This is a genomic window from Psychrobacter nivimaris (assembly GCF_904846365.1).
In the GTDB taxonomy this organism is placed as follows: domain Bacteria; phylum Pseudomonadota; class Gammaproteobacteria; order Pseudomonadales; family Moraxellaceae; genus Psychrobacter; species Psychrobacter nivimaris_B.
This window is the reverse complement of the sequence record NZ_CAJHAL010000002.1, coordinates 91,045-111,439: the sequence shown is the minus strand read 5'-3', so window position 1 is coordinate 111,439 and position 20,395 is coordinate 91,045. Positions and strand designations below refer to the sequence as shown.

General features: G+C 43.2%; 13 protein-coding genes. 6 read left to right on the top strand and 7 right to left on the bottom strand.

What is annotated here, in order from left to right; genetic code table 11:
- Positions 1-197: 197 nt before the first annotated feature.
- Both secA and JMX63_RS01475 read left to right on the top strand, forming a co-directional pair.
- Positions 198-2,999: a preprotein translocase subunit SecA gene (gene secA, locus JMX63_RS01480; RefSeq protein WP_201570374.1), complete on the top strand. Its 2,802-nt coding sequence runs from the start codon at positions 198-200 to the stop codon at positions 2,997-2,999.
- Positions 3,000-3,240: 241 nt separating this feature from the next.
- The gene (locus tag JMX63_RS01475) at positions 3,241-3,774 is read left to right on the top strand and encodes a hypothetical protein (protein WP_201570365.1); all 534 of its coding nucleotides are present in this window, start codon (positions 3,241-3,243) and stop codon (positions 3,772-3,774) included.
- Between the two features lie 124 nt (positions 3,775-3,898).
- Here the strand turns inward: JMX63_RS01475 and JMX63_RS01470 are convergent, their stop codons facing one another.
- The 5 genes from JMX63_RS01470 to JMX63_RS01450 all read right to left on the bottom strand — a co-directional run bounded on the left by JMX63_RS01470 (position 3,899) and on the right by JMX63_RS01450 (position 9,891).
- Complete coding sequence (locus tag JMX63_RS01470; RefSeq protein WP_201570363.1) at positions 3,899-4,465, bottom strand: YsnF/AvaK domain-containing protein; 567 nt, start codon at positions 4,463-4,465, stop codon at positions 3,899-3,901.
- A gap of 246 nt (positions 4,466-4,711) precedes the next feature.
- Positions 4,712-5,560: a DUF2382 domain-containing protein gene (locus tag JMX63_RS01465; RefSeq protein ID WP_201570361.1), complete on the bottom strand. Its 849-nt coding sequence runs from the start codon at positions 5,558-5,560 to the stop codon at positions 4,712-4,714.
- 398 nt (positions 5,561-5,958) lie between these two features.
- Entirely contained in the window at positions 5,959-7,140 is a 1,182-nt protein-coding gene (locus tag JMX63_RS01460; RefSeq protein WP_201570359.1) for a thiolase family protein, read from the bottom strand.
- A 109-nt stretch (positions 7,141-7,249) separates the two neighbouring features.
- The gene (locus JMX63_RS01455; RefSeq protein ID WP_201570357.1) at positions 7,250-8,590 is read right to left on the bottom strand and encodes a homoserine dehydrogenase; all 1,341 of its coding nucleotides are present in this window, start codon (positions 8,588-8,590) and stop codon (positions 7,250-7,252) included.
- Between the two features lie 446 nt (positions 8,591-9,036).
- Complete coding sequence (locus JMX63_RS01450; protein WP_201570355.1) at positions 9,037-9,891, bottom strand: DsbC family protein; 855 nt, start codon at positions 9,889-9,891, stop codon at positions 9,037-9,039.
- Between the two features lie 405 nt (positions 9,892-10,296).
- Here JMX63_RS01450 and JMX63_RS01445 point away from each other — a divergent pair, with 405 nt between their 5' ends.
- Positions 10,297-11,238, top strand: coding sequence for a DUF808 domain-containing protein (locus tag JMX63_RS01445; RefSeq protein ID WP_057758232.1), 942 nt, complete (start codon positions 10,297-10,299; stop codon positions 11,236-11,238).
- A gap of 116 nt (positions 11,239-11,354) precedes the next feature.
- Here the strand turns inward: JMX63_RS01445 and JMX63_RS01440 are convergent, their stop codons facing one another.
- Positions 11,355-15,539, bottom strand: coding sequence for an Rne/Rng family ribonuclease (locus tag JMX63_RS01440; protein WP_201570353.1), 4,185 nt, complete (start codon positions 15,537-15,539; stop codon positions 11,355-11,357).
- A gap of 1,188 nt (positions 15,540-16,727) precedes the next feature.
- Between JMX63_RS01440 and JMX63_RS01435 the strand changes: the two genes are divergently transcribed.
- Both JMX63_RS01435 and JMX63_RS01430 read left to right on the top strand, forming a co-directional pair.
- Positions 16,728-17,738 carry an RluA family pseudouridine synthase gene (locus tag JMX63_RS01435; RefSeq protein ID WP_102078082.1) on the top strand — a complete coding sequence of 337 codons (1,011 nt, stop codon included), beginning with the start codon at positions 16,728-16,730 and terminating at the stop codon, positions 17,736-17,738.
- Between the two features lie 132 nt (positions 17,739-17,870).
- Positions 17,871-18,578, top strand: a complete 708-nt coding sequence (locus JMX63_RS01430; protein ID WP_102078083.1) for an HAD family hydrolase — start codon at positions 17,871-17,873, stop codon at positions 18,576-18,578.
- Between the two features lie 123 nt (positions 18,579-18,701).
- On the opposite strand, the gene yihA is transcribed toward JMX63_RS01430, so the two are convergent.
- A complete protein-coding gene (gene yihA / locus JMX63_RS01425) occupies positions 18,702-19,472 on the bottom strand; it encodes a ribosome biogenesis GTP-binding protein YihA/YsxC (RefSeq protein WP_102078084.1) in 771 nt (256 codons plus the stop codon).
- Between the two features lie 404 nt (positions 19,473-19,876).
- On the opposite strand from yihA, the gene JMX63_RS01420 reads away from it, so the two are divergent.
- Entirely contained in the window at positions 19,877-20,212 is a 336-nt protein-coding gene (locus JMX63_RS01420; RefSeq protein ID WP_201570344.1) for a c-type cytochrome, read from the top strand.
- Positions 20,213-20,395: the final 183 nt, after the last annotated feature.

Here is a 20,395-nt window from a genome sequence, read left to right as displayed (position 1 = left end):
CGTCCTACTAGGTTTTTACTGTGGCAAATATCTACTTGCTGCCCTTGTATCCATCAGCGTCATAACCATATATAATGACGGCACACTTAATTGGGCGATACTAAATTAGGTAGTACTTAGTCGGGTGATGACAAGGCAGAGAGCTAAGCTTTGGCTAATGCGCACTAATTATCGAATATTCCATAGGTCAAAAAATTATGTTATCAAAGATTATAGGCAGTGTGGTTGGCACCAAAAATGACCGCGAATTAAAACGCATGCGTAAAGTGGTCAGCAAGATCAACGCACGAGAGGCTGAAATACAAGCCCTGTCTGATGAGCAACTACAACAAAAAACTGAAGAATTCAAAGCCAGACATCAAGAAGGCGAAAGCTTAGATGCATTATTGCCAGAGGCGTTTGCTGTCTGCCGCGAAGCATCGTTACGTGTCAACGGCATGCGTCACTATGACGTGCAGCTGATTGGTGGTATCACCTTGCACGAAGGTAAAATCGCTGAGATGAAAACTGGTGAAGGTAAAACCCTAATGGGAACCTTGGCCATGTATCTAAACGCGATCAGCGGTAAAGGGGTTCATCTAGTCACGGTCAATGATTATTTGGCTGCACGTGATGCTGAGCTAAACCGTCCGTTGTTTGGGTTTTTGGGTATGACTGTTGGTGTGATTTACTCACAGCAGCCGCCACAAGAAAAAATCGAAGCTTATCAAGCCGACATTACCTATGGTACCAATAACGAATACGGTTTCGATTATCTGCGCGATAACATGGTCTTTAGCCTTGCTGAGAAAAAACAGCGCCCGTTAAACTTTTGTATTATCGATGAAATTGACTCAATTCTGATTGATGAGGCTCGTACGCCGCTTATTATTTCAGGTCAAGCTGAAGATTCTTCACGCATGTATGCGCTGATTAATACGATTATTCCTGTGCTGATTCGTTCAAAAGACGAAGAAGCAAACAAGAACAACGAAGAAGAAGACTTCTGGATTGATGAAAAAAATCGCCAGATTGAAATCAGCGAAAAAGGCTATGAAAAAATCGAGCGCTTCTTAATCGAAGTGGGTGAGCTGGGTGAGAATGAAAGCTTATATAGCCCAAGTCGTCTGCCACTTTTGGCTCACGTTCAAGCGGCCATCCGTGCGCATCACGTATTTGTCAAAAACGTTCACTATATTGTGGATGAAGGCGAAGTGGTTATCGTTGATGAAAATACAGGTCGTACCATGCCTGGTCGTCGCTGGTCAGAAGGCTTGCATCAAGCAGTAGAAGCGAAAGAAAACGTTGAGATCCAAGCAGAAAACCAAACGCTTGCCACAACGACCTTCCAGAACTACTTCCGTCTATATGACAAGTTATCTGGTATGACGGGTACCGCTGATACTGAAGCTGCTGAGTTCAAATCTACTTACGATCTAGATGTCATTGTCATTCCAACGCATGAGCCGATTGCTCGTATCGATATGGATGACCAGATTTTCTTAACCAAGTTAGGCAAATATAAAGGCATCATTCGCGAAATTAAAGAAATTCAAGCCAAAGGCGCGCCAGTACTGGTTGGTACAGCGACGATTGAGGCCAGTGAAGAATTGTCTTACTTGCTTGATCAAGAGGGCGTTAAGCATAACGTCCTAAACGCTAAGCAGCATGAGCGTGAAGCAGAAATTATTGCACAGGCAGGTAGCCCAAAATCAGTCACAATCGCCACCAACATGGCGGGCCGTGGTACGGATATTATCCTTGGTGGTAACTGGCAGTCGTTTATCGAAGATATCGATGCGGTTAGTCCAGAGGAGATGCAGCGTCTAAAGTCTCAGTGGCAAGTCAAACATGACCAAGTTGTAGCAGCTGGTGGTTTACATATCATCGGCTCTGAGCGCCATGAGTCACGTCGTATCGATAACCAGCTACGTGGTCGTGCTGGTCGTCAGGGTGACCCTGGCATGTCACGCTTTTTCTTATCGCTCGAAGATGATCTGATGCGTATCTTCGCAGGCGATCGTGTGGTCAACATGATGCGTGCGATGGGTCTCAAAGAAGACGAAGCCATCGAACATAAAATGGTCTCTAAATCGATCGAAAATGCGCAAGGTAAAGTTGAGAGTCGCGATTTTGATGCCCGTAAAAACCTATTGAAATACGATGATGTTGCCAATGAGCAGCGTAAAGTTATCTATGGTCAGCGTGATGATTTATTAGCAGAGATGGACTTATTAGAAGCCATCGAAGTGATGCATCATGAAGTATATAATGCGATGATCAATCAGTTTATTCCGCCTGGCTCTATTGATGATCAGTGGAATATTGACGGCTTAGAAGATGAGTTAGAAGACGAATTCAAAATCTCAATGCCGATTAACGATTGGTTGGATGAAGATCGCCGTCTGGATGAAGAAGGGCTGCGTGAGAAAATCGTTCAAACGGCGATAGATCGTTATCACAGTCGCCGTGAGCAGATGGGTGAAAAGGACGCTGCTCAGCTTGAGCGTCATTTTATGCTACAGAGTCTAGATAAGCATTGGAAAGAGCACTTAACGCAGATGGATCAGCTACGCAAAGGGATTCATCTGCGGGGTTATGCACAGAAAAACCCTGAGCAGGAATACAAGCGTGAGTCGTTTGAATTGTTCCAAATGATGCTTGGTGCGATTAAGTCTGAGACCGTACAAGACTTGTCACGTGTTCATATCCCAACCAAGGAAGAACTGGAAGCATTAGAAATTCAGCAACGTGAGAACGCTGCCCATATGCAAATGCAGTTTGAGCATGACGATGTAGATAACTTGGATAGCAATGCGAGTGGCTCAGCTGCCCAGCCGCAACCACAAAGCCGTAATCTAAATAGCGGTGCTGCCGCAGATGGCGTTGGTGCTGCTATCGCAGGTAACGGTAGTAATGCTAATGAACCAAACCCATATGCAGGTATGAATATCAGTCGTAATGCAGCGTGTCCTTGTGGCTCAGGTCTTAAGTACAAGCAGTGTCATGGTAAAATTTAGTCGTTAGTCGTGGCAAGTTATTAGCTATGTACTGAAATGCTGTTGTAGCAAGCTCTTACCTGAAAAAGCCCTTATCTTAAGTAGATAGGGGCTTTTTTATATCTGTTAGATAACTTATGCAAACTTAAAACTTGCTAGATTAAGACCAACAAACACTTTGTATTGATTACTTACAAATTCAGCATAGGCGTGAATTTATGGACACGCTATAGTGTTTAACATATTTATTTGGGAGAGTGTCATGAGTGTAGAATTCTTAAAAAAAGTACGCAGCTCAGTAGTTTTAACAAGTCTGTTGGCTGGTGCCTTGACGGTCAGTGCTTGTCAGCAACAATCAGAGCCAGAGTCGGGCATGGAAGAAGGGGCTAATACAGAAGAGTCCGTTCCAATGTCAGCGGAGCCCGCTGAACCTAGTGATGTTGTCGTCGATGCTGAAGACGCTTCGCTTAATGAAGTAGAAGGTGATACGGTTGCTTCTGTTAATAGTGGCGTGACACAGATACTGTATTTGTGCTCACCTGAGTTAAAAGTTGATGCAACCTACAAAGAAGAAACCAATCAAGTGGTGGTTGCAACTGACATGGGTACAGTAACGTTGAATCAAACCAATGAAGGTAGTAATCCTGAAGTGTTTGAAGTGGCGACCGCAATTGATGGTGGTCAAGGCTTCACACAGTGGCGTGTAGGGCATGAAGCTCGTAAAACTGGCGTCATGCGTACTGCGGGTGCAGATGAGTCAAATGTTAATACATTCGAGTGTAATGAAGCCTCATAGTTGGTCTTCAATACTGAGTAAGTGATAGGCATCAAAAAAGCAACGCTAAGATAGCGTTGCTTTTTTATGTTGTGACATAATCTCTATCAATCATACAATTTCGTAGTGGCTAAACTATCAGCGCTTATTTTAACGGAGTTGTATCAGAACCATGAGCCAACAGACCTTCTTCAGTCACATCTAACTCTTCATGCTTGAGCTCTACTTGAATGCTATCAGTATGCACATGGGTGTTTTTGTTAATTTCGATATCTTGAATAGCGTAGGTGTCTTTGGTAATAGTAGCCACTTGGCGAGATAGCACAATATCAATCGGTTCATCGCCAATCTCTATTTGTTTACCATTAATGGTCACTACAGCTTTGCTATCCAAAGAAGGCTCGACGTGGCGCAATATATCTTTTTCATCGTAGTTACCAGAGAGTAAATCTTGGCTTTCTGCGTCATGATAATCAGTACGAATGGTGATATATTCTTCTACCAACTCAATTGGCACTTCAACAGTCTTAGTACGTGAATGCTTGGTGACGGTTACTTTACCCACATCCAAGCGTTCTTTGTTAATGACAGGACGCTCTTCTAATAGCTCTAAATGTCCAACATTGACGGTATTATTCGTCTGCTTCGTTGAGATATTTTGTTCTTTATCCAAGTTGTCTTGGTAAAGACTATTTCCATTTTCAGTAGTCATTATTATTCCTTTATAATTATAAAATGATGAATTTCTAATAATTTAAAACGTTATATGTTAAACGACCATATATATAACTAGCTACATTTAATACTATAAACCATTCGCTCATGTTATGAATACAAAAAAGACCAGAGACATGCTCTGATCTTAATCGCTAAACATATGAGCTTAGCTACTCATTACTATCATATTTAACTGACGATACAGAAAACTTACGTCGTTAAACTATAACGTATCAGCATATTACATGCCACGTGCATGGCGTACATCTTCTGCTGTGATACCATCACGGTCTACTAAGTTACCTTCACGGTCAACCACGTTGCCGTCACCATCAACATCTAGCTCTTCGCGTTGAATGGTCTCAACCACAGTTTCAGTGTGATGATCGGTCGTCTTGCCAACATTTACTTCTTCAGAAACATAGGTTTCTTTGCTGACGCGAGCACGTTCGGCCTGTAGCTCAACTTCAACTGTTTCAGTAGCATCGAGATCACCAATACGACGATCTGTTGGGCGATCTACGCTAGTACGTTGGATATTGGCATGTTCTTCTTCTAGATCTACATCGACATTGCGCTCTTCAGTAACGACATGCTTACCTACTTTTACTAGACCAGCAACGATACGGTCTTTGTTTACCGTTAAACGCTCTTCTAATAACTCTAATGTATTTGGTGCATCATAAGAGTGGTCTGCAATATCGACGCGATCTTCTACAGGGAGTGTATCAGCAGTAAATGCTTGACGATCTCTTTCGTACTGCTCTTTATAACTGTACTGGTAGTCGTGATCGTACACTTCCATGGCTTCTACTTGTGTTTTGGTCAAGCTATCAAAGAAGACATCATCACCAACGATACGGGCTAAACCTGCTGGTACCAGTACTTCTTTTGAGCTGAACCAGCCGCCTGCATCTACGATTAAGTAACGAATACGACCAGTGGTATCTTCTACTAAAGCACCTTCGATCTTACCAATTTTTTCTTCATTGATACCGTAAGCAGTTTTGTGCGTTGGGTCATAATAGTCATCACCAATCAAATCTTGATGAGTAGCTTGAATATCTTTTAAACGGATTAGTTGACTCATTGTTATATTCCTTTTTCGCGAGTTTATTTTTTATAATGTAATGGTTGATGTTGTTATTAATTTTTAGTGAAACCATATTTATTACAGTTGAAGGTAAGTCAAACGAATAGCTTCCCTATCAACTTGTAGCTATCCTAACACCGTAATTTTTGATGAGATATATGAGCAAGGTAGCAAAGTGTGCACTTGCAGTAATTGCGTGTAATAGGCTGTAAGTGGCATAACATAGGAGGGGGTAGAAGTTAACGAGACTTTACACAGAGTAATATTCAACATTCATCGAAAGAAAAGAGACACAAAAAAACCGCATTACCATTAGCAATGCAGTTTCTCAATAAACAATAATTATCTAAGTATTAGTTAGCTAACTTACTTTAAGTCAGTTAGACCTGCTTTATTTAAGCAAGTTCAATAGCAACAGCTACCGCTTCACCACCACCGATACATAGCGTTGCGATACCTTTTTTGCCACCAGTACGTTTTAGAGAGTTGATAAGCGTAATCAAAATACGAGCACCTGAACAGCCTACTGGATGACCAAGGGCACATGCACCGCCTTCGATATTTACTTTGGCATGATCAAGTTTCAGCTCGTCCATTGCAGCCATAGTAACCATCGCAAAGGCTTCATTGATTTCCCATAGATCTACATCATCTACTGACCAACCAACACTTGATAGTACTTTTTCAATGGCACCGATTGGCGCAATGGTGAACTCGCTTGGGTGACGTGAGTTTGAGGCAGTAGCAACAATGCGAGCTTGATAATCAAGGCCTTCAGCTTTCGCTTGTGACTCTTTCATTACTACGACGGCTGCAGCACCGTCTGAGATTGAGCTAGCGTTTGCAGCAGTAATCGTACCGTCTTTAGCAAATGCTGGACGCAAAGTAGGAATGCGATCAGCATTAGCAAGGGCAGGTTGCTCATCGGTATCAACAGTTTGCTCGCCTTTGCGCGTTGCAAACGTAACAGGCTCGATCTCATTTTTAAAATGGTTGTCTTTGATAGCAGTCAGCGCACGGTTCAATGACTCAATAGCAAACTCATCCATCTGCTCACGTGTATAGCCTTTTTCATCAGCCATTTCTTGAGCAAACATACCCATTAGCTTACCAGTATCAGCATCTTCTAGGCCATCTAAGAACATATGGTCTTTGACTTCTTTGTGACCCATACGATAGCCGCCACGTGAGCCTGGCATGATATAAGGTGCATTGGTCATTGATTCCATGCCGCCTGCGACTGCAACGTCGAAGCTACCGGCTTTGATACCGTCATGCGCTTGCATGACTGCTTTTAGGCCTGAACCACAAAGCTTATTGATCGTGACAGCACCAGTCGCATCCGGTAGACCTGCTTTACGCATGGCTTGACGGGCAGGGCCTTGACCCAGACCTGCCGTCAAGATACAACCCATAATGACTTCATCAACACTGTCAGCGCTAACACCTGAGCGTTCAACAGCAGCTTTGATAGCGGCGGCGCCCAGCTCGGTAGCACTCATGTCTTTTAGTGCGCCTTGAAAGCCACCCATTGGTGTACGTGCGCCGTTTAGGATTACAATTGCATCATTTGACATCGTTATTATTCCTTGTTGTGCGTTTTGATTAAGTATCTACCAAGAAATCAGATGCCGTTTGGCTAGCTTTTGCTTATATTATAAGCATCTGTCTTCTTCAGTATGTGGTTTATGCTAGCTCATCTAATCGTATGCGTACCACTTTATCAGTAATGGTCTCTAACTTTTCAATTTTTTCGATAGCAAGATTCATCTGACTCTCAACCACAGGTAGCGTCAGAATAATCACCGGCACTTGACCTACTTTATGCGCAGGCTTTTGCAAGATTGCATCGATGTTGATACCGGCATCACTTAGGATGCGCGTGATATCTGCCAGTACGCCTGGGCTATCATAAGCATGCACACGTAAATAATATCCAGTTACCATCTGATCAGCACGCAATATAGGAGTGTCTGATAGCTGATCAGGGATAAATGCTAAATGCGGGACATGATGACCAGTGTTGCTCTGGTCGTCGCGGTCTTTGCTACCCAGCACACGAACCAAATCCATGACATCGGCCATCACTGCAGAAGCAGTTGCACCAGCCCCAGCCCCATCGCCGCAATAGAGCGTCTGACCAAGTGGATGTGAGTTAACCAGTACTGCATTTTTCACACCATTGACGTTCGCCAATAGTGCATCTTGCGGAATAAGTGTCGGGTGTACGCGTAATTCAACCCCTGCGTCACCATCGTTTTCGCTATCGCGGCGTACGGCAAACCCTAAATGCTTGATACGGTAGCCAAGCTCTTCGGCATAGTTCACGTCTTGCAGGGTAATACCAGTGATACCTTCACAGTAGACTTTATCAAATTGTAGCGGAATACCAAAAGCGATAGAGGCGAGTAGCGCCAATTTATGAGCGGCATCAATACCTTCAACATCAAAAGTAGGATCTGCTTCTGCGTAACCTAACTCTTGTGCTTCGCTCAATACGTCGGTAAAAGGACGGCCCTTATCACGCATTTCGGTCATGATAAAGTTACCAGTACCGTTGATGATACCTGCGAGCCAGTCGATTTTGTTGGCGGCCAGTGCTTCACGCATTACCTTGATAATTGGAATACCGCCTGCTACCGCTGCTTCATAAGCAACGTGTACATTGTTTTCTTCAGCGAAGGCAAAAATCTCATTACCGTGTTCAGCGAGTAGAGCCTTGTTTGCCGTGACCACATGTTTGCCGTTTTTGATGGCCTGCATAATGACGTCTTTGGCTAAGGTGGTACCACCAATCACTTCGATAACAATATCGACGTTGTCGCTTGCGGCAATTGCCATCAGATCGCTGTTTTGCATGATATTGGTATCAATATCATCACGCTGACGACGTGTACCGACTTCGGTAATAATAATGTCGCGTCCGCTACGGCGTTTTAGCTCATTTAAATTGTCATTGATCAGATTGATCACGCCCGTTCCGACGGTGCCTAGACCAAGTATCGCTAGTTTGATGGAATTACTCACAGTATCCTCAAGAGGTTAAATACAATGAAGTCAGTATAAGCGGTGACAGTGTCAAATGAGTCTGCGACATCAAACATAACGTCTGTGCGCATTGCCTAGTACTGCCTGCCTATCTACTTCATCATAGTTGAATAAAAAAAGCTCAAATAAAAGGGGTGTTGCTCATTTTGCATCGCGCTTTATCGTATCATACCGACAAGGCATTGTGACGTCTATACAATCTCATAAAAGCCAATGTTCTAAAGGCTAATATCATAAAAAACAATGTCCTGAAGGCTAATGTCATAAAAGCCAAGTTTAGAAAGACAACGTCATCAAGGTTATATCAGCTGACGATTATAAAAAAGCGGTAGCTTCAATCTTGTTTGGCATATGTATATGTCATTTATGCTTGATTGCCAATATTAGTTGTTAATATGAGTCACTAATATTGATAACTCAAATGATTAATTAGCGCCTACTGCTTGGGCCAATTCTGCTGCAGGCAAATAGCCACCTACTTGTTGTCCTGTCTCGGTAAACACCGCAGGCGTACCGCGCACACCAAGTCTTGAGCCTAGAGCCATATGTTCTTGGACAGGGTTGGCACAGCTAGGAGCCTGTACGTTGGCACCGATTTTTGCTTGATCCATTGCCGCTTTACGATCCTGACTACACCAGATCGCTTCCATCTTTGGTACAGACTCTTGACTGCGTGGCCATGCCAGATAACGAACCTCGATACCGCGTGCATTGATATCATCCATTTCTGAATGTAGTTTGCGACAGTAGCCACAGTCTGCATCGGTAAAGGCATAGATGACAGCCTTGGTTTCACCGTTTGCTGGATAAATCACCATGTCTTTTTTATCGACGGCTTTTAGCGCTTCTTGTGCTGTCGTAGCAACTAGGGCGGCACTGATATCAACCGGAGCGGCATCACCCACAGCGATGATCTGACCTTGAATAATATGCTTGCCAGCTTTATCAGTAAAGAAAGAAGGTAGACCTTCAGCGGTCACCCAATAAATACCATCCATATCTGTCGGTACAGCTGAAACGATAGTTTCCTCGATACCAGAGCTTTTTAGGTTCGCCTGTAACGCCTTCACCACGGTTGCATCATTACCAGCTGAGGGCTTAGCAGCAGTGGCATTTGTCTGTGCAGCGTTTACAACACTGGTATTGCTAGTTGCATCAGCGGCATTGTTTGAGCAGCCAGCAGCGATACCAACTAACAGCGCACTCATCATAAAACGAGATAGAACGGTACGAGAAAGAGGATTACGTAAGGTGGTATTTTTGATAGTGGGGAACGGCATACGGGTTTCCTATAGGCGTCGCGCCTGATCATGAGTTCGTTATAAAAAGCGCTATAAACTTTTCTATATAGTAATGTGTCTTGGCAGTGTTTTAAAGGTCTAACATTGAAGAAGTTCTTATAACTTATTGATAATAAAAGATAGGTAATAACATCCTTCATATTACCATATTTACGCCAAATAATAGCGAACGGAAGGCAGCCAAGAAGTATCAGTAAAGCCAACTTTAAAGAATAGCTATCAACATAAATTCAAAAAACAAGATACATTTGTGCTATTTAACATAGTTGCTTGAACTTGTAATCTAGGACTAATCGCATTGTTTCTATAAAAATCTGTATAAAGTGCATTGTATGAACCATTTGAGAACGACTTACTTTAACAAATTTGCTTTAAGGAGCACACATGGCAGGTGCCAGTTTATTAACCTTACTCGATGACATCAGCGTCTTAATGGATGATGTGAGCGTCATGACCAAAGTTGCCGCCAAAAAAACCGCGGGCTTAGTTGGTGATGATTTAGCACTCAATGCCGAGCAGGTCACAGGGGTTAAGCCAAATCGTGAGCTCCCCGTCATTTGGGCAGTAGCCAAAGGCTCTGCCGTGAACAAAGTGATTTTAGTACCAGCAGCGCTATTGATCAGTTATTTTATACCGTGGTTGATTACTCCGCTATTGATGATCGGAGGGCTATACCTGAGTTATGAAGGGGCTGAAAAGGTCATTCACAAGTTTTGGCCGAAATTGTTGCCTCATGATGAAGAGCAAAATGCCCGTTTAAAAGCCAATGCAGATGAGTCGGTAGATTTGGTCGCGTTTGAAAAGGACAAAATCAAAGGTGCGATACGTACCGATTTTATCTTATCAGCTGAGATTATTGTTATCTCTTTAGGCGCAATTACAGCAGCTGGTGGCGATATCGTCCAAAAAGGTATCGTACTTTCGATAGTGGCTGCTGTCGTGACCGTCGGTATTTACGGCTTAGTTGCAGGCATCGTCAAGATTGATGATGCGGGTCTGCATTTGATTGAAAACTCACAAGCAGGTGATAGTAAACGCAAGTTTGGCGAATTTATGCTTGCAGCTGCGCCAAAGCTTATGAAGTTTTTATCCATAGCGGGCACGATTGCGATGTTCTTGGTGGGCGGCGGTATTATCGTTCACGGTATCGGCTTTTTGCATCACAGTGTAGAAGACATTGCCCATCTTACTGGAGTATTTGAAGGGTTAACCGCGTCATTGTTAAATGGATTGGTCGGACTGATTGTTGGCGCTATTGTAGTGGCTATTGTTACTACTATTGGTAAAATCCGTGGTAAAGATGATACAGCGTCTTCTGCACATTAAGCTTATTTGCTTTTTATTGTCTCTCGTTTGAATTAGCAAGTAAGTTTGACTGTATTAAAATAAAAAGCCCCAAAGCTACGAGTAGCTTTGGGGCTTTTACATTTGAGCTTATATGACTAGCTGTCGCTGTCTGCATCATCAGATGCTAGCTTTTCAGCCTGCGTCGGCTTTTTGTGATCCGTCTTAGGCTTACGAGTGCGCGCCTTTGGTATTTTTGGCGTAGTCAAATTAAACATACCAGTCTGTGGTAGCAGTTGCTCAGCCACATTTTCGATCATGTTTTTATAGCTGGCTATAGTCGTCTTAGACTTAGCTGCTTGACTATCATCTTTGCTAGCTTCTTTAGTAGCTTCTTCTACTGCCGATTCAGTCGTCTGCTCAGTCTCTGCAGCTATGTTTTCTGCAACATCTTCTACCTCATTGACAGTTTGCTCTGTAAGGGTTTCGACTTCTGCATCCTTAGCCTCTGACTGAGTACGCTCGAATTCTAGCAATTGCTCACTATCAGCACTGATATTATCAGCTTGAGCCTGATTGGCGAGGGCAGTTGCTTCAACGTCATGCGCATCGACTTCGCTATCGGTTTGCTCAGTGATAGCTGGTTCCGCGTCACTTACTTGTTCAGCAGGTACGCTCAATACAGCGGGTTCCTGATAATCAGGATGCTGTCCGCGCGGATCGTTGCTAGCACGCTTAGTGATAGCATGTGGCTCAACGTCTGTCTTACCTTGTGCTGCTGCAAATTGACTGACGGCTTGGGTCATCGATTCAAAGCGTGCGAGGTAGTCGGCAGCCAATGGTTGATAGCCATAGTTGCTAAAGTTAAAGCTCTGGCTAGCAGCATCAGAGCTATTATTACCACCCTGAGATTGCTCATTATGCAACGCAATAGTCGCGATAAAGCAGTTGATAATGCCTTCTTCTGCTAAGCGCGTTTGAGCCTCTGGTAGTGTGGCACGAATAAACTCACCAACCGTGCCACGTATTGCTGGCACATTAGTGGCAGCTGGCTTGTTCGCTTGAGTGGCTTGCTTAGCGAGTACTACACGTGGATCGTTACTCGCTTGACCAAATTTCTCAGCAGTCACGTAACGTGCGCCAAATAGTGCTTCATGGGTTAGCTCAAGTGCTGAGTTACTCACACTACTTGTGTTTGCACTATTACTATCAGCCTGAGTAGTTTGAGCTTCATCACTCTTACTCACATTTTCAGCAGTCTTGGTTTCCTGCTGTTTTGGAGTCTGAGTTTCTTTAGCTTCCTCTACGTCAGCAGTTACCGATGTTGGAGCTTCCGCTTTACTTTCGGTGTCACTCGTAGAAGTCGATGCTGCCTCTACAGCTACAGGTGCTTTTTCCTCTTCAGCAGCCTGCTGATGCTTAGGCGCGTCGTTCTGCATCTTAGCTTGTTCGGTAGATTCACGCTTATCGTCATTTACCTGATTAGCATGGGTTTCCACCGTACTTTTTCCGTTATCGCTTTTCTTATCAGCGTTCGGCGCACTGGTGTTTTGCTTATCAGTGTTCTGCTCATTGCTACTATGCTTATCAGTAGGTTTTTGGGCAGCTGTTTCGTTTGAACGCTCATCTTTTGCTACGTTATTTGTCGCGCTTTGCTGCTCACTAGGCTGAGTTTTGGCCTGTGTGGATTTGCTATCATCTAAAGATAGATGCACCACTTCAGGGGCTTTTAACTCAGTTGGCGCTTCATTGACCTGTAGCACGACCTCGTTAGGGTCTTGATTGCGACGTGCACTATGCTGATTTTTGCTATTGGCAGCATCGTTGTTTCTAGCGTTCTGCTGTTTGCCCTGCTTAACGTTGTCAGCCGTTAGTGTCTCACCGCGCTCTAGCTTACCGCGTGAGCCGCGTTGGCTATGCGATTTACGCTTAGTACGAGTTTGCTCATCTGCTTTAGAGCTGTTTTCGTTATCAGCATCACTGCGCTCGCTTGCGTTACGATTGCTGTTCTGTTGACTGCTATCTTGGCGGTTATTACGATTGCGATCGTTCGTGCGTCTGTTATCGTTTTGACGCTTGTCTTGCTGTCTTTGGTCTTGAGTATCAGACGATTTGTCATCAGCATTGTTTGAGTTAGTACTTTCTGAGCTACTGTTTACGTTGCCAGTATCCTCGTCAGTTGTCTCTTTTCTTTGACGCGGCTTAGAAGATCTAGACTTACGCGGCTTACGTCTTCTTCTGTCTTCATTGCTGCTGTCGTCAGCATCGCTGTCATTACGACGCGCCTGTTGACGGTTAGCGTTATTATCTGACTGTTGGCTTTCGTTTTTCTGACTGTTGCTTTGTTGAGTTGGCTGCTCACCAGTTGCAGCTGCACTATTCAATGCATTGCTATCAACTTGACCAAACGAGCCTAAGCTTTGCGCGCCCGTGTTTACTAGCGCTTCGATTGCTTCAGCGGCATCTCGGCTACTGACACTAGGCGTCGTAGTGGCTTGTGGTGCTTGAGCAAATAGGTTTGATAACCACGCAACGGCTTTTGGTTGAGCAGTAGCTTCGACACTCTGTGTCTGCGGTGCTACTGGAGCGGCGACAATAGCGGTTTTATTGGCTTGCGGTGCATGTGCAGGCGACACATCGTTGGTGTTTTTATGATTACGACGATCATTGCTATGATTTACCGTATCGTTCTGTGCTTGCGTAGCTGCGGCCTGCTGTGTGTTTGAGCGGCTCTGCTTATCATCTGCAGTTTTACGAGGCTGGCGAGTAGGCTGCTGTTCAGGACGCTCTTTTTCAGCAGTCTGCCAGTCAACGTTGTAGCCAAGGTCACTATGCTCTTGTTGCTGAGTATCAGTGATACGTTCATAGCTCGATGGTGCAAAGCCATCACGGTTGAAGTGCAGCTTGAAGTTTGGTGATTCTAAATGCGCGTGTGGCAAAATAGTGATACGCGTGCCACTGTCTTGCTCAAGATAAACCAAGCTGTCGCGCTTTTCATTTAATAAGAATGCCGCGATGTCTGTCGGGACTTCTGCTTGTACTTCACCTTGACGTTCTTTAAGGGCGATTTGCTCAATTTGACGCATGATAGATAGCGACAATGAGCGCAAGTCACGAATCATACCGTTGCCATGACAACGTGGGCAGATATAGCCTGTTGACTCCTCTAATGAAGGACGTAGACGCTGACGGCTCATTTCCATCAAACCAAACTTAGAGATATCACCAAACTGAACGCGCGCACGATCATATTTGGTCGCGTCGATTAGACGTTTTTCTACTTCTTTTTGGTGCTTATTGTCATTCATGTCAATGAAATCAATAACGATCAAACCACCCATATCACGCAAACGAAGCTGACGAGCAATCTCGTCAGCTGCTTCTAAGTTGGTATGGTAAGCGGTCTCAGCAACGTCTGAACCTTTGGTTGACTTAGCTGAGTTAATGTCGATAGAGACTAGTGCTTCTGTTTGGTCAATAACGATTGAACCACCTGATGGCAGACGAACTTCACGCTGATAAGCGGTTTCGATTTGTTTTTCGATATTAAAGCGCGAAAACATCGGCTCATAGTCAGTATATTTGCGTAGCTTTTCGGCTTGTTTTGGCATTACCGCATCGATAAACCCAGCCGCTTCAATATAAGCATTTTCGTTATCAATCCAAATCTCAGCAATATCATCACGCAAATAATCGCGAACAGCACGTGTGACAACGCCCGCTTCTTGGTGAACCAAGCGCGGTGATGGGTATTTTTGGTTTTGTTCTTGAATGGCTTGCCAAATGTTGAGCAAGTGGTTTAGATCGTGCTGTAAGTCTTCTTGTGTTTTACCAATACCAGCAGTACGGATGATGACACTCATGCCTTTTGGTAAATCAAGATTGCTCAGCATACGCTTCATATCTTCGCGCAGTTTACCCGAGATTTGACGTGAGATACCACCACCGCGAGGGTTGTTCGGCATTAATACCAGATAGCGACCGGCTAATGACACATACGTCGATAGGGCAGCGCCTTTATTACCGCGCTCTTCTTTTTCGACTTGGACGATTAGCTCGTCGCCTTCTTTAATCAGTTTTTTGATGTTTTCGTCGCGTGGGTTGCCGCTTAGGTATTCAGCAGAGATTTCACGAATCGGCAAAAATCCTTGACGCTGAGAACCGTATTCGACAAATACTGCTTCAAGCGATGGCTCGACACGGGTCACATGACCTTTGTAAATGTTAGATTTTTTTTGCTCGCGAGTACGGTTTTCTAGGTCGAAATCGTACAGGTGGTTGCCTTTACATAAGGCGACACGAATCTCTTCGTTTTGAGTGGCGTTGATCAAAATGCGTTTCATATTTGTATCCTATGAGTACGCATGACAACGATAAGACAGTCTTTAGGACATAGTGGCAAGTGTGGCTAATATTGTGATTAGCGTGTGTAGATGTTCATTAACGGTAGAACGTAAATCGTGGGTTTATAAAGCACATGGGCTTTTTCAATGGCTTCTTTTTTACCTGAAGTAATGAGCGGCGCTCAGATTAATATCAGTAATATAGGGTGTAAGGCTACGGTACTTATATTTTATCATCAGTAAACTTGGTACATATATGATTGGGTCAGCGAGTCAAAGCGCTCTTATTCTCAGTACGTTCTATTGGTAGTGATTTCAGCGCACGTTGTAAGCGTGGGCGAGGGTCAGTTACAGTTCTAAAAAATACTGATATTAAAAAGGCGTAGTGCTGTTGCCATTCATCCATCAAAGTCTAACAATAATATCGCGGTCATGATTGCTACTATTATAGTGGCGTCACTCAGCGGTTGTTTATTCAGGCGAAGCAATTGGTTACTCTTTGTTTATCGTTCTTTGTATAGCGTCAATAATATCTTGGGTGTCTCAAGGTTAGGTGTCGCAGCTTTTGTTATCAGCGGGGCGTACTTGGCAAACAGAGTAATGGACCAGCTTGTCAGCGTGGTATCGTATTTACATTGTTATCGTCATCTGTTTGACCACCAATACTTAGGCAGCTATCGAGTTACTTTTCGATCCTAACGTTAAACTACCCATACTTGCTCAACTATGCTGGCATAAAGAACCATCAGATAAATAGTCATTAAATAATGATTGGTTATCGAGTACGGTCGTTGTCATGCAATTAGTGAGTCAGTGTTGTATGGTAATCGGTTAATAAGCTGATTTATTATCAGCGTGATCAACGCGATGGTATTTAGTGTCACTATTTATTTTATGGTACCGAATAACATTCAGTACAGTATTTTTAATTTGTAGGGCTATATTTGGTAAGTAATACCTCTAAATAAAAATGCGCCCTAAAATCAGATGAAACGTGTCAGGTCAGCAGGATAAATAGTGTCTACCTCTTTACTAGCAAGTAGTAGAAAACTGACAAGCAATAAAACGGTGGTCAACTATTTGTAACAACAATGATTATTGCTGTCGCCTCTGCTTAATTGTCGCTCAACATGCTAAACTATAGCAAATCTTTGTGTAAATACCTAACTAAAAATGACAAACTCAAAAATGACTGACGACGCTACTACCCATGAAGCCCCTGCTATTTTTAATAGCAAAACACGCCCACAAAGCGCTGACGATGAGATTAGCAACTTCGGTAAGGTGAACTACCTCGAAGTAACGCGCCATCAACACGATCAGCGTTTAGATAACTTTTTGTTAAACCGTTTAAAAGGTTTACCAAAATCACATATCTACAAAATGATTCGCTCAGATGAGATACGCGTTAATAATAAACGCTGCAAAGCACACGATAGAGTGCAGCGTGAAGATGTGGTACGTATTGCTCCTGTAGAGCTAGCAACGCGCGAAAAACCAATTATTAGTACCGAGTTCGCCAAAAGCTTGCTGGCGCGCGTGGTCTATGAAGATGACGGTTTGCTAGTGCTAAATAAACCTTCTGGTATCGCTGTGCATGGCGGTAGCGGCTTGGACTTTGGGGTTATCGAAGCCATGCGTGAAGTGACGGGTAAAAAATACCTAGAGCTAATCCATCGCATTGATAAAGACACATCAGGGCTACTGATGATTTCCAAAAAACGCTCAACGCTCAAAGTATTGCAGCAGCATTTGGTAGACAAGACCATTCAGAAGCACTATCTGTGTCTTGCCAAAGGGCAACCTGCGCTCAATGAGCAGCGTATCAATGCACCATTGCTACGTTACACGCTTGCTAGTGGTGAGCGCCGAGTGAAAGTAGATAGCCAAGACCCACAAGCGAAAGAAAGCCAGACTGATATCGTTATCCATGATCGCTTTATGATTAATAGTCAGCCAGTAAGCTTAATTGAAGCCAAGCCATTGACGGGTCGCACTCATCAAATCCGTGTGCATTTGGCGCATATCGGTCATGCTATCTTGGGTGATGACAAATATAACGTTCATGATAAATCAGGCGTCCATCGTCTGTGTCTACATGCATGGCGCTTAGATATTCCAGGCTACAAGACCATTACTGCGCCATTGCCAGACGATATGGCAGATTGGCTACCAGAAACAACGAAATTGCCTGAATAATTTTTCAAAATAAACTCTTAAGCCAAACTATTTTGTATTTTCCTAAACGTCACGATATCTTATTTTTACGAATAAGCCGCCGTGACGTTTTAGTATCTGCTATTTATTATTAATATTCATTAAGGTGACTTCATGACCAAACCAGCTACAACTTCAGAGCGTGTTATAAATGCTCAACCATTAGCAGAACACAATCTGTCTGATAAGACGTTGATTATTTTTGATTGGGACGGCACGTTAATGGATTCAATCGGCCTGATTGTTGATTCTATGCATGTGGCTGGGGAAACACACGGGTTTAAGACGACTGATAAAGCTGTAAAAGACATCATTGGTCTGAGTTTAATGAATGGCATTAAGATTTTATATCCGCAGGCAAACGATGCGCAGTTGCTTGCCATTCAGCAAACCTATGCAGAGTACTATATTGCCAATAGTCACAGTACGCCGCTATTTGAACCAATAGAGCATATGTTGCAAACTTTGCAGCAGCAGGGAAAAACGCTCGCCGTAGCAACTGGCAAAAAAAGAAAAGGGCTAGATCGTGTATTAGATGCCTCCGATAGCCATGATTACTTTGCGATTACGCGTTGTGCTGATGAGTCAGGCTCAAAACCTGATCCGCAGATGTTGACCGATATCTTGGATTATACGCAGCAGCAGGTTTCTGATGCTGTGTTTATCGGTGACAGTATCTATGACATTCAAATGGCAACAGCATTGGGCATGACCAGTATAGCGGTGAACTATGGTACGGCAACGAGTGCAGAGCTTGCTGCGCAAAATCCAACCTATCAGGTTGATACTCCACAAGCGCTAGTGGATTTGCTATGCGGGTAGAGCTACTTTTATAATTCTTATTGTTTTTATAACATAACGATAATAATAATGAGTGAATAAACAGGCAATAAAAAAGGGTTTATCGTAATAGCGATAAACCCTTTTTATTAAAGACAACGATATTTATTTGTTTTCTTTATCAACGCTCTCTTTTTCACCGCTTTCTTTTTCAATAGCGTCTTCTAATTCAGCACCTTCTAGCAATGCAAAAGAAGACTCAATGATTTTGTCTGCATCAAGCTGATACTCATACCAGTTGCCCATTATCCCAGCCAACTCATCGAGACCTTCTTTTCTGAGCGCCGAAAACAACTGAATGGTACAGTTTAAGCCCAGTTTTTTCAGGCGTTTACGAGTCTCAAGAAGGGCGTTCTTAGAAGCACCGTACTTCAGCTTATCTGCTTTAGTCAGCAGAATATGTACTGGCAGCTCACCATCGTTTGCCCAGTGTAGCATTTGCTCATCAAAAAACTTAAGCGGATGGCGAATATCTGTCATTAGAACCAGACCTGCAAGGCTTGAGCGTGATACCAAGTATTCTTCTAGCTCAACTTGCCATTCTTTTTTCATCTCTAGCGGAACAGCGGCATAGCCGTAACCAGGCAAATCAACCAAACGTCTGTCAGTATCACCGATACTAAAAAAGTTAATCATCTGCGTGCGTCCAGGTGTCTTAGACGAGCGAGCCAATTGACGCTGATTGGTTAAGGCGTTGATGGCTGATGATTTGCCAGCGTTTGAGCGCCCTGCAAAAGCGACTTCCAATCCCATGTCAGGAGGACAGAGACGAAAGGTAGGTGCTGACATCATAAACTCAGTTTGCTGAATTTTCTGACGAGATTTGGTATTGAACAAAGCATGTTCAGCGGCGACATCGTTAAACGGGGTACTCATAAATGGCTCATTAATCTTAAAAAATTGGATGCGATTATAAAATTTTAGTCAGCTGATGATTCAAGTCATCGGTGCGGTCAAGTAATTGGTCAAGAAATAGGTAAATCAAGGTAAAAGGCAGTTCTTTATCAATACAGTTATGTGCAAATCATAAAAGTAGCTATTTAATATTACTGGCTATTCTATACTATTCCGTGTCTTACTTATTGAAATAACTGCGATTAGCATCATATAAATAGTAGGATAACATTAAAGTTGGCCAGTCATTACGACAAGTTCTCAGCTTTAACAAAGCCATATCCAAATTCTCTATGTTTATATGACATATATTGTTACAATGTTTAACGAGAGACGTTTAATAGAACGATTGATGAGACACGTGAAATATCACGAGGAGGTGCTCTATGTTTTCAATCAGTAAACTTCTTAGCACGAGTTATCGCACTATAATGGCTAGCAGTGCTGCACTATTATTAAGTGGTATTATGATTAGCAGCGCAGGTGCGGCGGATATAGCTACTACCTATAATAACTCATGTGCAGCCTGTCACGATAGTGGGGCATTGAATGCCATCAAAAAAGGTGATAGTACTAAATGGCAACAGCTGATTAAACAAAAAAGTATGCCGACGCTTATCAAATCTGTCAAAGGTGGGATGCCGCAGATGCCAGCAGGTGGTCTTTGCGACAAATGTAGTGATGACGATTATCGTAAACTTATCGAATATATGAGCAAATAATCGGCTTATAAATATAATTTGAATATATAAAATAAAGCGCTGGGCTAATAACCTATTTGCGCTTTTTGTTTTTGCGTCATATTGTATATTGTGTTGCCAGAAAACTGATGGATACTATGATTAAGTAGGCAAATGATACAAAGTCTTGCTATAATAATCGAAAATAAACCCTGATGTTAGTAA

Coding starts and splice junctions, on each gene's coding strand:
- JMX63_RS01465 (WP_201570361.1), bottom strand. CDS start 5,560: ATGAGTCAACTAATCCGTTTAAAAGATATTCAAGCTACTCATCAAGAT.
- JMX63_RS01460 (WP_201570359.1), bottom strand. CDS start 7,140: ATGTCAAATGATGCAATTGTAATCCTAAACGGCGCACGTACACCAATG.
- JMX63_RS01470 (WP_201570363.1), bottom strand. CDS start 4,465: ATGACTACTGAAAATGGAAATAGTCTTTACCAAGACAACTTGGATAAA.
- yihA (WP_102078084.1), bottom strand. CDS start 19,472: ATGAGTACCCCGTTTAACGATGTCGCCGCTGAACATGCTTTGTTCAAT.
- JMX63_RS01450 (WP_201570355.1), bottom strand. CDS start 9,891: ATGCCGTTCCCCACTATCAAAAATACCACCTTACGTAATCCTCTTTCT.
- JMX63_RS01445 (WP_057758232.1), top strand. CDS start 10,297: ATGGCAGGTGCCAGTTTATTAACCTTACTCGATGACATCAGCGTCTTA.
- secA (WP_201570374.1), top strand. CDS start 198: ATGTTATCAAAGATTATAGGCAGTGTGGTTGGCACCAAAAATGACCGC.
- JMX63_RS01475 (WP_201570365.1), top strand. CDS start 3,241: ATGAGTGTAGAATTCTTAAAAAAAGTACGCAGCTCAGTAGTTTTAACA.
- JMX63_RS01420 (WP_201570344.1), top strand. CDS start 19,877: ATGTTTTCAATCAGTAAACTTCTTAGCACGAGTTATCGCACTATAATG.
- JMX63_RS01440 (WP_201570353.1), bottom strand. CDS start 15,539: ATGAAACGCATTTTGATCAACGCCACTCAAAACGAAGAGATTCGTGTC.
- JMX63_RS01435 (WP_102078082.1), top strand. CDS start 16,728: ATGACTGACGACGCTACTACCCATGAAGCCCCTGCTATTTTTAATAGC.
- JMX63_RS01430 (WP_102078083.1), top strand. CDS start 17,871: ATGACCAAACCAGCTACAACTTCAGAGCGTGTTATAAATGCTCAACCA.